12 protein-coding genes are annotated in these 13,413 nt (G+C 53.6%); 5 read left to right on the top strand and 7 right to left on the bottom strand.

Features of this window, described 5'->3' with window-relative positions:
* Window positions 1–66: 66 nt before the first annotated feature.
* From IPN28_11305 to IPN28_11320, 4 genes are all read right to left on the bottom strand, one after another.
* Window positions 67–1,614 carry a F0F1 ATP synthase subunit alpha gene (locus tag IPN28_11305; GenBank protein QQS56834.1) on the bottom strand — a complete coding sequence of 516 codons (1,548 nt, stop codon included), beginning with the start codon at window positions 1,612–1,614 and terminating at the stop codon, window positions 67–69.
* Window positions 1,614–2,210 carry a F0F1 ATP synthase subunit delta gene (locus tag IPN28_11310; GenBank protein QQS56835.1) on the bottom strand — a complete coding sequence of 199 codons (597 nt, stop codon included), beginning with the start codon at window positions 2,208–2,210 and terminating at the stop codon, window positions 1,614–1,616. The genes IPN28_11305 and IPN28_11310 overlap by 1 nt, the downstream gene beginning before the upstream one ends.
* 131 nt (window positions 2,211–2,341) lie before the next feature.
* Window positions 2,342–3,190, bottom strand: a complete 849-nt coding sequence (locus IPN28_11315) for a hypothetical protein (GenBank protein ID QQS56836.1) — start codon at window positions 3,188–3,190, stop codon at window positions 2,342–2,344.
* Between the two features lie 94 nt (window positions 3,191–3,284).
* Window positions 3,285–4,106 (bottom strand): hypothetical protein, encoded by an 822-nt coding sequence (locus IPN28_11320; GenBank protein QQS56837.1) that lies wholly within the window; start codon window positions 4,104–4,106, stop codon window positions 3,285–3,287.
* A 99-nt stretch (window positions 4,107–4,205) separates the two neighbouring features.
* Between IPN28_11320 and IPN28_11325 the strand changes: the two genes are divergently transcribed.
* Together IPN28_11325 and IPN28_11330 are read left to right on the top strand one after the other, a co-directional pair.
* Complete coding sequence (locus tag IPN28_11325; protein ID QQS56838.1) at window positions 4,206–5,666, top strand: fused MFS/spermidine synthase; 1,461 nt, start codon at window positions 4,206–4,208, stop codon at window positions 5,664–5,666.
* Entirely contained in the window at window positions 5,666–6,457 is a 792-nt protein-coding gene (locus IPN28_11330) for a hypothetical protein (protein ID QQS56839.1), read from the top strand. The genes IPN28_11325 and IPN28_11330 overlap by 1 nt, the downstream gene beginning before the upstream one ends.
* A 1-nt stretch (window position 6,458) precedes the next feature.
* Here the strand turns inward: IPN28_11330 and IPN28_11335 are convergent, their stop codons facing one another.
* Genes IPN28_11335 through IPN28_11345 form a run of 3 tightly spaced genes read right to left on the bottom strand, consistent with a single transcriptional unit; the run spans window position 6,459 to window position 10,978 of the window.
* Window positions 6,459–7,784 carry a hypothetical protein gene (locus IPN28_11335; protein ID QQS56840.1) on the bottom strand — a complete coding sequence of 442 codons (1,326 nt, stop codon included), beginning with the start codon at window positions 7,782–7,784 and terminating at the stop codon, window positions 6,459–6,461.
* Between the two features lie 39 nt (window positions 7,785–7,823).
* Entirely contained in the window at window positions 7,824–10,025 is a 2,202-nt protein-coding gene (locus IPN28_11340; GenBank protein ID QQS56841.1) for a primosomal protein N', read from the bottom strand.
* Window positions 10,022–10,978, bottom strand: a complete 957-nt coding sequence (locus tag IPN28_11345; GenBank protein QQS56842.1) for an FAD-binding oxidoreductase — start codon at window positions 10,976–10,978, stop codon at window positions 10,022–10,024. Before IPN28_11345 ends, IPN28_11340 begins: the two co-directional genes overlap by 4 nt.
* Window positions 10,979–11,048: 70 nt before the next feature.
* On the opposite strand from IPN28_11345, the gene IPN28_11350 reads away from it, so the two are divergent.
* The 3 genes from IPN28_11350 to fsa all read left to right on the top strand — a co-directional run bounded on the left by IPN28_11350 (window position 11,049) and on the right by fsa (window position 13,373).
* Window positions 11,049–12,026, top strand: coding sequence for a hypothetical protein (locus tag IPN28_11350; protein ID QQS56843.1), 978 nt, complete (start codon window positions 11,049–11,051; stop codon window positions 12,024–12,026).
* A gap of 14 nt (window positions 12,027–12,040) precedes the next feature.
* A complete protein-coding gene (locus IPN28_11355; GenBank protein ID QQS56844.1) occupies window positions 12,041–12,640 on the top strand; it encodes a hypothetical protein in 600 nt (199 codons plus the stop codon).
* A gap of 76 nt (window positions 12,641–12,716) precedes the next feature.
* Window positions 12,717–13,373, top strand: a complete 657-nt coding sequence (gene fsa / locus IPN28_11360) for a fructose-6-phosphate aldolase (protein QQS56845.1) — start codon at window positions 12,717–12,719, stop codon at window positions 13,371–13,373.
* The last annotated feature ends 40 nt before the right edge of the window (window positions 13,374–13,413 follow it).

Raw genomic sequence — 13,413 nt, forward strand, 5'->3', positions numbered from 1 at the left:
ATTCCTCTTAACGCAACAGCGCTTATTTTAACGGGCCGAAGCCCCGACCCTCATCAACACGCAAAATTATGCGGCTTCCTTTTTACCGATAAAATTCTTGGTAAAGTCAGCAAGAAAGGCCTTGAGCTTCTCTTCGTTCTTTTCTTCGATTTTTTTCTCGGAGCGGATTGACTCAAGAATGTCAGGGGAGCTTGCGCGCATCTGCTCAAGCAGACGGCTCTCATATTCCTCGACTTTACCCATATCGACCGTATCGAGGTAACCGCGTGTTCCGGCGTAAATAACCACAACCTGCTCTTCAACGGGCATCGGGCGGTACTGAGGCTGCTTCAGAAGGAGCGTCAAACGCGCTCCCCGCGCCAGAAGCCTCTGCGTACTGGCATCGAGGTCGGACGCGAACTGCGCGAAGGCCTCCATCTCGCGGTACTGCGCGAGTTCAAGCTTGATCGTTCCCGCAACCTGCTTCATCGCACGGATCTGCGCCGCCGAACCCACCCGCGAAACGGACGCGCCGACGTCAATCGCGGGGCGGATACCTTTAAAGAACAGACCCGTCTCGAGGAAGATCTGCCCGTCGGTAATCGAAATGACGTTCGTCGGGATGTAGGCGGAAATGTCCCCGGCCTGCGTCTCGATGATCGGCAGCGCGGTCAGGGAACCGCCGCCATGATCGTCGTTCAGCTTCGCCGCACGCTCCAGCAGACGGGAGTGAATGTAGAACACGTCCCCCGGATAAGCTTCGCGGCCCGGCGGACGGCGCAGCAAGAGAGACATCTGGCGGTAAGCCACCGCCTGCTTGGACAGATCGTCGTAAATGGCCAGCGCGTGCATCCCGTTGTCGCGGAAATATTCGCCCATCGTGCATCCGGCGTAAGGCGCCAGGAACTGCAGCGGCGCGGGATCGGAAGCGGTAGCCGCAACGACGATGGAATATTCCATCGCGCCTTGCTCTTCCAGCTCCTTCACGAGCTGCGCGACCGTCGAGCGTTTCTGCCCGATAGAAACATAGATACAGTAAAGTTTTTCTTTTTCGTTCTTGGACTTGTTGACCGACTTCTGGTTGATAATGGTGTCTACAGCCACGGCGGTCTTCCCGGTCTGACGGTCGCCGATGATCAACTCCCGCTGCCCGCGCCCGATGGGAACCAGCGCGTCGATAGCCTTCAGGCCCGTCTGCATCGGCTCGGAAACCGATTTACGCGGAATGATGCCTGGCGCCTTGACTTCGATCCGGCTCGTGGAGGACGCCTTGATCGGCCCCTTGCCGTCCAGCGGATTGCCCAGCGGATCGACGACGCGGCCCAGAAGTTCCTTCCCGGTCGGGATTTCGACGATTTTCTTGGTCCGGCGCACGATATCGCCTTCCTTAATTTCCCGGTCACTGCCGAAAATAACGACCCCGACATTGTCGGATTCAAGGTTCAGCGCCATACCCACAACGCCCTTCTGGAATTCGACCATCTCCCCGGCCTGAACATTATCAAGGCCGTAGACCCGCGCAACCCCGTCCCCGACGGACAGGACTTTGCCGATCTCGGCGACGTCGGCCTGAGCCTCGAAGTCGGCGATTTGTTCTTTCAACAGTTTGGTGATTTCTGAAGCGCGAAGTTCCATTACACTACCTCTTTCAAGTTTTGTTCTGCATTCTGATTGGCGCTCCGGGTCAAGGACGCACCAAGGGATTCAAGTTTCCGGCGGACGGAATCGTCGATCATCACCGACCCGATCGTTACGACCATCCCCCCGATGATCGAGGGATCGACCGACGTCTCAAGCTTCACGTTCTTGCCGAGCGCCGTGGAAATTTTGGTCTGAAAACCGTTTTTCTGCTCTTCGGACAACGGCTTGGCCGTCTCGATACGGACGGCAACCTCACCGCTTCTCTCGGTTTTGAGTTCAAAAAACCTCGCAATCACGCCGTCGAGAAGACCGATCCGACCATTGCGGATGAGGACGTTAATAAAATTGCGTGTCAGAGGAGAAAACCCGCCCTGATCGGCGATGCCGTCCATAATTTTTGTCTGCTGGCTTTTGGGGATCAGAGGGGAAGCCACAAAACGCCGAAAATCCTGCGAATCTTTCGCCATTTCGGCGATTTGACCGAGATCACCGGAAACAACCTCAAGAGACTTCTTTTCTTCGGCCAGGTCCAGCAGGGCGGACGCATAGCGGAAGAGGATGGCGGATTCACCTGCACCGGACTTGGCCAATTCTTTCGTATCCCTATATTACCAGCGGTTTTGCACAATTTTTTTACGAGGGGAGAATTAGCATAAGCAACCCGCCCTGACAAGCCCCCCGGCAGAGCCAAAAGGTTAATTATTTAAGCAGAAAAGCAAATTCACGGCATGATCATCGAAAGCAGGGCCGGATCGATGATTTTCCACCCCCAGAAAGGGTACTGCTGCGGAGATAAAGCCATCGCTGCTCCCCGGAACAGGATCAGATGCGCGGTATAGATTTCCAGCGTCCGCCGCCCGGTGAACATCAGCAGATACCGCAACGGTCCCAGCGCCCGGGTCAGTTTCGGATAGGTCGCAGGCTTAAAGCGCCAGAGGACCATAGCAACCAGACCGAACCCGACAAACAGAGCCAGCGCCTGACTGGCCTCAGGAATATTAAGGGTCAATCCCTGAGAAAACAGGAACAGGAAAAACGACAGGAATACGAACAGATAGAGATACCGTTTATCCATCGACATTTTATCTGGAAAACGCCTCATCTGACCAAAGATGACAAAGAAAAGGATAATCGAGCCATATTCGAACATCAGGGAACTCGGAAGCGTTCCCAAGAGCAGTAGGAAAAATATCCCGCGCATATGCTCCGGGCTTTCCAGCGCCTTGCGGGCCACAGCGTCGCGCACGTAACGCGCCGCGATAATGGTGAACAGGATATTGAGGGGGAAAATAGTCCCCCCCGACACCATGGCGCTGAGCGTCACCAGTCCGGCGCAAACCCACAAGCGTTTGGGGATCGCTGTTGTTTGGGCATACCCGATCAGGAAAAACCAGATCGGGATGCAAAAACGCCCCAGAACCCGGAACCAGACAACCTCGACATTGTTCGTCCCCGGAACATACGGAAAGAAAAAATGCCCCGTATGGTCGATGATCATAAGGATCAGCGCCAATGTCTTGAGCAGGTCGTAAGAGGTGATTTCCGGGGGAAGGGCTTTAGCTTGGGACATACTATGCCAGATCATTGCAACTGCTCAGACTATATCTTGCTAAACTGCCCTCGAACAGGGTCAATAACGAAGAAACGGGTGAAACAGTTTCTCCTCAAAAGAACCAGGAAATAAGACCCGGTGGCGCCCAGTGCCAGTCCAAAAACGCATAAGTGTCGGGATAAAGCGCCATACAAATTCCCCGGAAGATCAGGATATGCAGCACGTAGATTTCCATCGTCCGCCGCCCCATGATATGGATGAGGAAGGTACCGGGGCGCGTCAAGACCCTCGTCAGGGCAGGATAGTCGGCAGCCTTGAAACGCTCAAGCAAGGCCGAAATTGCAAACAGACCGACAAACAGCACACCCACCTGCGCCAGAGTCAGGCTAGGCATAAAAACCCCCTGCAGAATCCCAAAGAAAAACACACTCGAATAGGCAAAAAGTTTGGTATGCCAAGGCTTCAACCTCTCCTTCAGGACTGCGCGGTTGCGGGCAATAAACCCCTGCAGGACGAACATGATCCCCAGAGTCCCGTACTCGAACAGCAACCCCGTTGGTACCGCAGCAAACAGAAGCAGCAGAAACCAGCCCCTGAGATTCTGGGAACTTTGTGTGGCCCGGATGGCACAGCCATGACGGGTTTTGCGGATCAGCGCGATGGTAAAAAGAATATCAAGCGGAAAGACATATTGCCCCGCCACCAGCGCGGAAAGAGTCACGATCGCCCCTCCGAGGAGGATTTTTGGAGAAACGGCATCCGTCCGGGCATAGCCGATCAAAAAGAACCAGATCGGCACACACAGCCGCCCCAGAACCCGGAACCACATTTCATCCGGGTAAAAATGATGGCCGACATGGTCGGTGATCATCAGGATCAGGGCCAGAGCCTTGAGCAAATCGTAAGACGTCAAATGGCTGGTTCGCTGAATCATGAATGCGTTGCTCTTCACAGGGTATCGACTTTCAATTCCTAAAAAAAAATCTTACACTACACATCCGCTTAATATAATCTTGCGTTAGGACAAACAAACGTGAAAAAAGACAGTTTATCGCCCCTTCTGTATATCATCATCCTGATCGAGGGCTATATTGTTCTGTCCACCGAGCTTCTGGCGATACGGCAAACAATTCCATTCGTAGGCACGGGAACCGACACGGTATCAATCATAATCGCCGCAGTACTCATGCCACTGGCGATCGGCTATTATACAGGCGGAAGATTCCGCCCCTGCAAGATATACGGAAATTATATCTCCTTGCGAAAAAAGCTGACATTCAATCTTATACTCTCGACGGTTATTCTCCTGCCCGGAATGTCTCTGGTCTTCATGGAATGGTTTTTCCAGAATTTGCTGGTAGACATCGGAATTACATCTCGCATAGTGCAAACATCTCTTTACGCAACTTTTTTTGTAGCAATTCCCGTTTACTTTCTGGGTCAGACCATCCCGCTTGTCAGCAATTACTTCACGAAAACAAAACTTTCGGAAATCACAGGACGAATGCTCTTTTTCTCGACCTTGGGTTCGTTTTTGGGGGCGGTGTTTTCCACTCTGGTCCTGATGGCCACGATTGGAGTCCACCACACGGTTTCATTAACCTTCGTCCTTCTGTCCATCGTCGTTATCCTTCTGCAACGACGCAAACTGTCCGAGCCGGTTTTTTTATCACTCAGCCTGACAGTGATCGGACTCTTTCTGAATTCCAACCATGTGATGAGCGACAAAAGCATCGTCTATAACAACCAGTACCAGATGGCCCAAATTCTTCATAAAGGCGAAGAAAGGCATCTGCTTCTGAATTCAAACTGGTCTTCAATGTACGACGATTACGGACGCAAATACCCCTACATTGAGTTTGCAGAACGTCAGGGCATAGATCCTATAAGAAACTCCGAGACTCCAAGAGACATCCTCGTCATAGGGGCGGGAGCGTTTACTCTTGGATTTGAAGACGAAAACAACAACTACATTTACATCGATATCGACCCGGATCTTCTAAAAACAGCCGAAAAATATATCCTCAAGGACAAGCTGAAAAAAAATAAGACGTTTCTGGTCGAGGAAGCTAGAGCTTTCCTCACGCGCAGTAAAAGGGAAGGAAAGAAATTCGACGTCATTTTTCTTGATGCCTATCTCGGAGGAGCGAGTATTCCAGAACATCTGGTCACGCAGGAGTTCTTCATTCAAATCAAGGATAGCATGAAGAACGGCGGAATACTGATAACAAACTTCATCGCGTCTCCGAATTTCGCAGACAGGATGTCACGCTCGATTGATAACACGATCCGGTCGGTCATGCCGCATGTATCAAGGGTTGTCATGAATGAAAAACTTTTACCATTTAACGATGATGCCAATATCATGGCCAACGTGTCATATATTTACCGTCATCAGGAGGATTATGATCTTGGCGTGATTTACACTGACGACAAGAACACGGTTTATATGGATAAGCCCCAGAATATGCTCAACGCATTCGGCAAGAAATAATGACAGAAAAGCCACTTGTGAATACGTTTTTTGCGCCCCTCCAGGCGCTGAAAAAAAATATGACTGCCTACGATCTTCTGGCCCTGAACGTCGCCATCATGATCTTCGGCCATACTTGTTATTACTTTATCAATGACATCATGTGGTTAAGAATTCCCGACCGCTCTCTTGTCTGCATATGGCTCATCCCCGTCGGCTACAATCTCGGACGCCGCCCGGGAAAGACAATGTGGTTTGGAGCCGCGCTGTTGACCGCTTCAAACTACATATTATTTGAAAAAATAGACGTTAATTTTTTATGGACGATTATGCTAGTCCGTGTGCTGACAGAACCCTTGATTACTCAACTGCTGAAAAACAAAACCTTGTTTTGGGGCGTAAACATACTTTTTCTTATTTTGTCACCCATTACCAACGTCTTCTTTGAATATGGCACACTGGCGTTTATCATGGCCATGGCCGCCTGGGTCAGAAAGAACGAGGCGTTTATCGAGAATAAATTTATAAAACCCTCTGAATACTTTATCTTTGCCTTGTTTGCACACTTGATATTCACACACGTCGTTTTTCAATTTTCCTACCTGGAAACTTTTCTGACGAGCCTAGGATCAGCGGTTACATTCTGGCTTCTGTATGACATGAGAACGCTGTTGTTGAATTCTCTAAGACGCAGACCCAAGGATGTTATCGAAAAATTCTGCTACTTTCTCGGGCACAAAAGTCTTGAAATATATATCGTACACGTCTTTGCTTTCCAGCTGATCTATTACTTCCTGGTGATGAAACATTGAGTCAGAAAAGCTTGCCGACCTTCGCCTTTTCTTCAGAGTAAATCAGGAAGGGAAACCTTTTTGCAATACCTCGGAATATCCCGCGTTCATTGATCCAGTTTGCGTAAGCAACATACTCAGGATACTGCGAAAGATGATTTTCCTCCGTACGCGCCCGGAGATAATAGATAAAGCAAATTCCGAAAAACATGACCATCAACTGCAGGCTGCCTAAAGGTCCGCCTAGACTTAAAAAGGGAACGTAGACAAAAAGGCGGTTGAGCATTTTTGAGACATACTGGGGATGCTTCGTAAAGCGAAAGGGACCGGAAGTCAGAACCCCACGGTAGGTCAGGTTGGAGAAACGGATTCCGAACGTTAGAGTGGCCAGCGCCTCCGTGCACATAAAGACAATGCTAAGCACGCCCCAAACCACGAGAAGAAGAGGAAAATCAGACAGCCATGTATGCCATTCGGGATTGGCAAAAAAATCATCAAAAAAAACCTTGATCATCAGGACTTCCCAGAACGGATAATAACAGGCCAGACAGACGAGCCAGCCAACGAGCGTTGGGTCCAGTGAGCGGATATGGCTGTCGAGAACCCTGAAGGTCATAAAATATCCGATAAGGCCGAAAAGAATGTCCATAGCCCCCAGAAAGAAATAGATCAGCATGATAAACTTAAGGATGCCGTACCATGTAAAGTCAGAGGAAACTGTAAGATTGGCGTCAATAAACTCACCGTGGCCTTTCATAAGAAAAGCGATATATATTGAGAAATAGGAGAGCATCACAGGCACATAAAACGCACGAAGGCCGATCGATTTCAGATGATGGACAATGATTTTGGGATCAACCTCATCTCTGCGGCCCATAAGCAAGGCTCCAAAATGCCAAAACCCGTCCTTTGGCCTGTCCAGACGGTGGTCAAATTCGGAAAAATATATCGGGCCGCCGATTACATAGATCATAAGCAGAGGAAAAAAATAAGACAGGGCCGGGTTGAAAAATTCGTCGTGCCAATAAAGCGGGACAAAAAGATAAAAAAGCAGAATCAGAGCCAGAGAACTATAATAGCCAAGAAGTTTGGTCTTAAGCCTCTCCGTATCCTTGGCGATGGGAGTATCAAGGAAACCAACTCCCGGCCTCTTATGCACCTTGAGGATAAAAATCTCACCCAGGAGTATAGGAATCAACGCAGCGGTGATGCCGACAACCGAAAGGGTAAAGACATCCGATTCAGGCAAAACAGCAAATGTAATATTGGCTGCGGCAATAAAGAAAACACCGCCGATAAAATTCACCAAAAAACTTGAGGCTGAGGGGGGAATCTTGGCTGTCGTCATGATCTTGTCTGAAAAGGAAGCTTGAAAATCCTAGAGCTATCACAAAAACCCCTGCGGGTCGATATCCACATAAACGCGGATATTCGCGGGGATTTTATGCCCACCGACCCACTCGGCGATGGTTTTCTGGATATTGAGCGCCCGGTCCGCCCGCACCAGCAGGCGGTAGCGGTACTTCCCGCGCAACCGCGCCAGCGGCGCCGCAGCCGGACCGAGCGTTTGAATACGCTGCCCCTTCTCGTTCATACCCTGCGGCGCGGTCTTGCCCAGCGCCCGTGCCAGTTCAATCACCTGCCCCTCCTCGCGCCCCGCCACGATAATTCCGGCCAGCCGCGAGAACGGCGGCATATGCGCCTCCGCCCGTTCCGCCGCCTCGACAAGCAGAAATTCGTCGCGCTTACCCTCCGCCAGCGCCTTCATGATCCGGTGTTCCGGCATCCAGCTTTGCAGAAACACACGACCTTTTTTCTGTTCACGCCCCGCCCGCCCCGCAACCTGATGGAGAAGCTGATACGTGCGCTCCGCCGCGCGCAGATCGCCGCCGTTCAGCCCCAGATCGGCATCGACAACGCCCACCAGCGTCAGGCCGGGAAAGTGATGACCCTTGGCAATGATCTGCGTCCCCACGATGATATCCACCTGATGATCGCGGATCGCGGCGAGTTTCTTTTGTAAATCCTCGTTGCTCTCGGTTGTGTCGCTGGCCAGAACGATCGTCCGCGCATCGCGGAACATATGCGTGACTTCCTCGTAAATCCGCTCGACGCCGGGACCGCAAGCCACGAGCGAGTCCGCCTCCCCGCACTCCGGGCAGGTCTTCGGGACCGGGGCGTGATGGCCGCAATGATGACAGTGCAGCCGCCCGCTCTTTTTATGCTCGACCAGCCACGCCGTGCAGCGCGGGCACTCAAACCGATGTCCGCACGTCCGGCACAGTGTCAGCGGCGCGTAACCCCTGCGGTTGAGAAACAGCAGAACCTGCTCCCCCTGCGCCAGCGTCTCTTTCATCGCCTGTAAAAGAGTTGGAGAAAGAAAACATCCCCGCTCCGGCTGATCCTCTTTCAAATCCACCACTTTGATCTCCGGCAAACTCGCCCCTCCATAACGCGCAGGGAGATGCAGAACGCCATAGCGCCCGGTCCCCTCCGGCGGCGCCCATGTATTATGGGCGGTCTCAAGGGAGGGCGTGGCGGACACCAGCACGACCGGAATCTTCGCCAGATGCGCCCGCACCACCGCCATGTCGCGGGCATGATAAATCACCCCGTCCTCCTGCTTGTAGGCCGGATCGTGTTCTTCATCGACGACGATCAGGCCGAGATCGGCATAGGGCAAAAACAGCGCCGACCGCGCCCCGACGACGACCTGCGTTTCCCCCTCCGCCACCCCGCGCCACGCCAGCCGCCGCTGCGCCGGAGTCAGATGCGAGTGCCAGAGCGCCGGATCGCATCCGAAGCGCGAACGGAACCGATCGAGAAACGCATTCGAAAGCGCAATCTCCGGCAAGAGAATGAGAACCTGTTGCCCTTTGCGTAAACATTCCGCCACCGCCTCGAAATAGGTTTCGGTCTTACCCGCCCCCGTCACACCATCCAGCAATGTTGCTTTAAAAGCGCCTGCGCCGATCTGGGATTTTAGAATCTCCGCAGCGCCCTTCTGCGCCGCCGAGAGGTCCGGCCCCGGACGGTCGATCCCCGGATGCGTGCAAGGGTAAGGGCGCAACAGCTCGACCTCATCCAGAAGTTTCTTTTCAGCCAGCCCTTTGACGACAGAAGCCGAAGCCCCCGTCATGGCTTCGATCTCCGCCGCCCGCCGCACCTGCCCGTCCTGCATCAGCATAAGAATTTTTTTTCGCGCATCGCTCAGTCCCTTCGCATCGGGATTGGCATACGCGGACAACCGGTAGCCCGTCGCGGGCTTCGGCGGCGCAAACGCCCCCGGTGCACTCAGACTCATTTTAAGAACGGAACCCTTGGGCGAAAGCGTATAGGCGGCCACCCAGTCGATAAAATCGCGGTGGATCTCCGGCATCGGCGGAAGATTCAGCCGCTCGATGACCGGCTTGAGTTTTTCAGTAGCAACCTCACCCGTCCCCGCCCCCCAGACCACGCCCGTAATCTCGCGCTGGCCCAGCGGCACGGTAACATAATCTCCGGCCTGCACCCGCACATTCGCAGGAACGAGATAGTCGTAAGCTTTATCGACAGGATAGGGAACCAGAACGGAAACAGTCCGGCTCATGCGGCCCGCTCGCCTTTTTTGCCCAGGGCCAGATCACGCGCCGCAAACGCGCAGCCCCACGCCAGCGTATACCCCGCGCCGCCCTGCCCGTAATTATGGATGACGGGAACCGCGCAGGACTTCTCGTCGCGCTCCACCCGCACCTGCGGACGCATGGGCCGCAGCCCAACACGGACATTCACGATCTCGGGATTTTTCAGCAAGGGATCGAGCGTCGCCGCCCACCCGAGAATCTCGCGGGTAAGTTCATCATTCGGAGTCAAATCCCACTCCCCGACCTCCGCCGACCCGCCGATCAGGATTTCATCGATGCGCGGATAGAAATAATTCTTCCCCTCAAACGAAGCGAAATGGAAGTTCACGCCGGGATTCTTGATGATGACCACCTGCCCGCGCATCGGGTAAATCGTTTCATCATTCACAAACTGCCGCGCATAAACCCCCGTCGCATTGACGATCAGATCGTAATCCCTCTCAAGCTCGGAAAAACCTTTAATTTCGCGCAGAGTGAAGATGCCGCCCGCCGCCTCGAATTTTTTCTTGAGAAAGCCGTAATACCGCCCCACGTGCATCAGCAAAAGTTTGGCTTGCACCCCTTTCAGATACCCGAGCGGGCATTCATCCGGCCCGATCACCCGCGCCTCGCGCAGTCGCATATACATCTCAGGAATTTCAAAATGTGGATCGAGCGTGCATTTTTTCCAGTTCACCCAGATAATCCCGGCCCCCGGATCATCCATCAGCGAAACCAGAATCTCGTCATTTCGCAGATACCAGGCACGGCTGCGCGGACTGTCTTCAACAGCATAGGGATAGGAAGTCGCCGCCGCCGCATAGGACGTCATCTTTTCGAAGGGATCCCGCGAGAAAATATGAACCGCGCAACCCGCCTCCTGCAGCGCCAGCCCCGTGGTTAACCCTGTAATTCCGCCCCCGATGATTGCTATTTTCATAACCCTATTGCCCTCAACGCATAAAGTGACTAAACTGCCCTGATAAGAAAAAAGTTTTACCAGAGCCAGCATGATAAGTGAACGCTTCAGGAACATAAAGCAGAGTTTGAGTGATGCGTTCACACGCCTGATGCACGGCGGTCCACCGCAGAAGCCGCCCGCGGTCTATTACGATGTGGACCGGCAGGACTTGAAGGCTTTCGTCACCAACGACTCCATCGAAAATTGGGGCAAAAGAATGCCCAGCCTGACCATGGCCCGCTACTGGGACGCCTGCGCGGACAGAATCCTGGGCGGCACGAAAATGATGACCGAAAAGGAAGAACTCCACAAAGCGGCCGATGCGGTCAACGCCATGGCGCATATCGCGCAGATCATCCGTGAAACCGGAAACTTCGAGCCGTTCATCCGCCTTCCGGCGCAGGAAATCGACCTGCTCGCGGAATGCGAAACGCCCCTGCACATCCTCAAGCACCGCACCTACAGACCCGGCGACAAAAGAAACCACCCGGACACGCCTGGCAATATAGACACGCTTTACTTCAAGGCTGTGCCTTTGTTTGCGCCCTATGGAGGCAAGAACATGGTCATGATCCCCAGAGAGCACCTCGAAGCCGTTGTCGAACCGCTTCTTGAGGATTTGGGCATTGACGCAAAAACCCGCAACACAGCCGCCGTCGGCTGGGAGAAACTCGGAGAACTTCTGACCGACGTCAACCGCTACGATTTCACGGCCATCGACGCCAGCGGCCCGTATATGCTCAGAACGCATATGATCGGTCTGGCCATCGCGCTGAGCAAGGCCGGAGAGGGCGAAGGCCCGGTCCAGGTTCCTGAAAACACCATACATGGCCTTGAATACACGCTGCATCATCTGAGTTATTCGATCAACAGACTCAGGAACAGTTCGTCTCTTCATGCCAACGGCTCGGATAACGCCAAGGCTCTTGAAATTCTTCAAGCTGCCCAACGAAACATACAGCAGGAGTTTGCCCCCTGGTTCGAAAAACCCGGCCAGCAACCCGGCGACTCTTACGCAATGGATTGATAAGGAAAAGAAACATGAAACTCATACCGGATTCTTTAAAGAAAGCCTTCTCAAAATTGTGGGGACAAGACGAAACTCCGTCCTTCCCCGCGACCGTGGATATCGATCGCAAAGACCTGACCCTCTGCGTGATCGATGAATTCGACACGGCAAAAAGAAGCAACGCATTCATCGCCCGCCGCTGGGGTGAAATCGCGGAATTCGTCGAGGATGGCCTCTCCTCCGCCCGTCCCATGAACGAGCAGGAAGCCGGATTCGTGGGCGCCATCCTCAGCGTCGAGCAGGCGATGCACATGGCCGGGACATTTGATCCGAAAATCAGGGTTTCCCGCGCAGCTGTGGAAACGCTGGTCCGCGACGCGGGCATAGCATATGTGGCCAAGAATAGCCTCATGGCTCGGACGGGCGACCTGCCCCTCGGCCCGCCCGATATCGAAAATCTTCCGCCTGCATCAAGAGACATTCTGGCCGTAACCTTTGCCATTTCACCTGAAAAACAGGCGCTTCTGGACAAGCAGGACCGTCTGGCCATGTTCGTGTTGAAGACCCGTGACGCACTCGGCCCCTATGTGCCGGAAGCCGGAATCGATAACCGCCCCGCCGCCGAATTCTGAAACTTCAACCTTGAAAACCGCCCCCGATCCGCTTACCAATAGGCAAGGTCACACACGCCTTTGAGGGAGACAGCGTATGAAATTTTTCGTGGACACCGCGGATATCAACGACATCAGGGATTTGGCCTCCACAGGCCTGCTCGACGGCGTGACCACCAACCCCTCCCTCATCGCCAAGTCGGGCAAAAAGTTTATCCCCCTCATTAAGGAAATCTGCGAGATCGTCTCCGGCCCCGTCAGCGCCGAAGTCGCCGCCACCGATTACGAGACGATGCGAAAGGAGGCCGAAGTTCTGCGGAAAATTGCCGACAATATCGCGGTCAAAGTCCCCCTCACCCCGGCGGGCCTCAAGGTCTGCAAGGAACTGACCGATACCGGAACGATGGTCAACGTCACCCTGTGTTTTTCCGCCGCGCAGGCCATCCTCGCCGCCAAAGCCGGAGCGACCTTTATTTCCCCGTTCGTGGGACGGCTGGATGATGTCGGCGCGACGGGCCTCGACCTGATCGCGGAGATTTGCACGATCTATAATAACTACCCCGACTTCCACACGCAGGTTCTGGTCGCCTCCGTCCGCAACCCGCTGCACATCACCGAAAGCGCGAAAATGGGCGCGGATGTCTGCACCTGCCCGCCCGCCGTGATCCGCCAGCTTTACAACCACCCGCTGACGGATAAAGGCCTCGCCGCATTTGTTGAGGATTGGAAAAAGACCGGGCAGAGTATCTTGTGAGGCAATTTGACAGATTGATGCGCTCGTCTAATATCCTTCT

The organism is Alphaproteobacteria bacterium, assembly GCA_016699735.1.
Taxonomy (GTDB): Bacteria; Pseudomonadota; Alphaproteobacteria; order Micavibrionales; family Micavibrionaceae; genus JAGNKE01.

Bases quoted from the DNA above. Each gene is read 5' to 3' on its own strand.
- IPN28_11355 (QQS56844.1), top strand. From the start codon at position 12,041: ATGAAACTCATACCGGATTCTTTAAAGAAAGCCTTCTCAAAATTGTGG.
- IPN28_11350 (QQS56843.1), top strand. From the start codon at position 11,049: ATGATAAGTGAACGCTTCAGGAACATAAAGCAGAGTTTGAGTGATGCG.
- IPN28_11345 (QQS56842.1), bottom strand. From the start codon at position 10,978: ATGAAAATAGCAATCATCGGGGGCGGAATTACAGGGTTAACCACGGGG.
- IPN28_11320 (QQS56837.1), bottom strand. From the start codon at position 4,106: ATGATTCAGCGAACCAGCCATTTGACGTCTTACGATTTGCTCAAGGCT.
- IPN28_11330 (QQS56839.1), top strand. From the start codon at position 5,666: ATGACAGAAAAGCCACTTGTGAATACGTTTTTTGCGCCCCTCCAGGCG.
- IPN28_11315 (QQS56836.1), bottom strand. From the start codon at position 3,190: ATGTCCCAAGCTAAAGCCCTTCCCCCGGAAATCACCTCTTACGACCTG.
- IPN28_11305 (QQS56834.1), bottom strand. From the start codon at position 1,614: ATGGAACTTCGCGCTTCAGAAATCACCAAACTGTTGAAAGAACAAATC.
- IPN28_11340 (QQS56841.1), bottom strand. From the start codon at position 10,025: ATGAGCCGGACTGTTTCCGTTCTGGTTCCCTATCCTGTCGATAAAGCT.
- IPN28_11335 (QQS56840.1), bottom strand. From the start codon at position 7,784: ATGACGACAGCCAAGATTCCCCCCTCAGCCTCAAGTTTTTTGGTGAAT.
- fsa (QQS56845.1), top strand. From the start codon at position 12,717: ATGAAATTTTTCGTGGACACCGCGGATATCAACGACATCAGGGATTTG.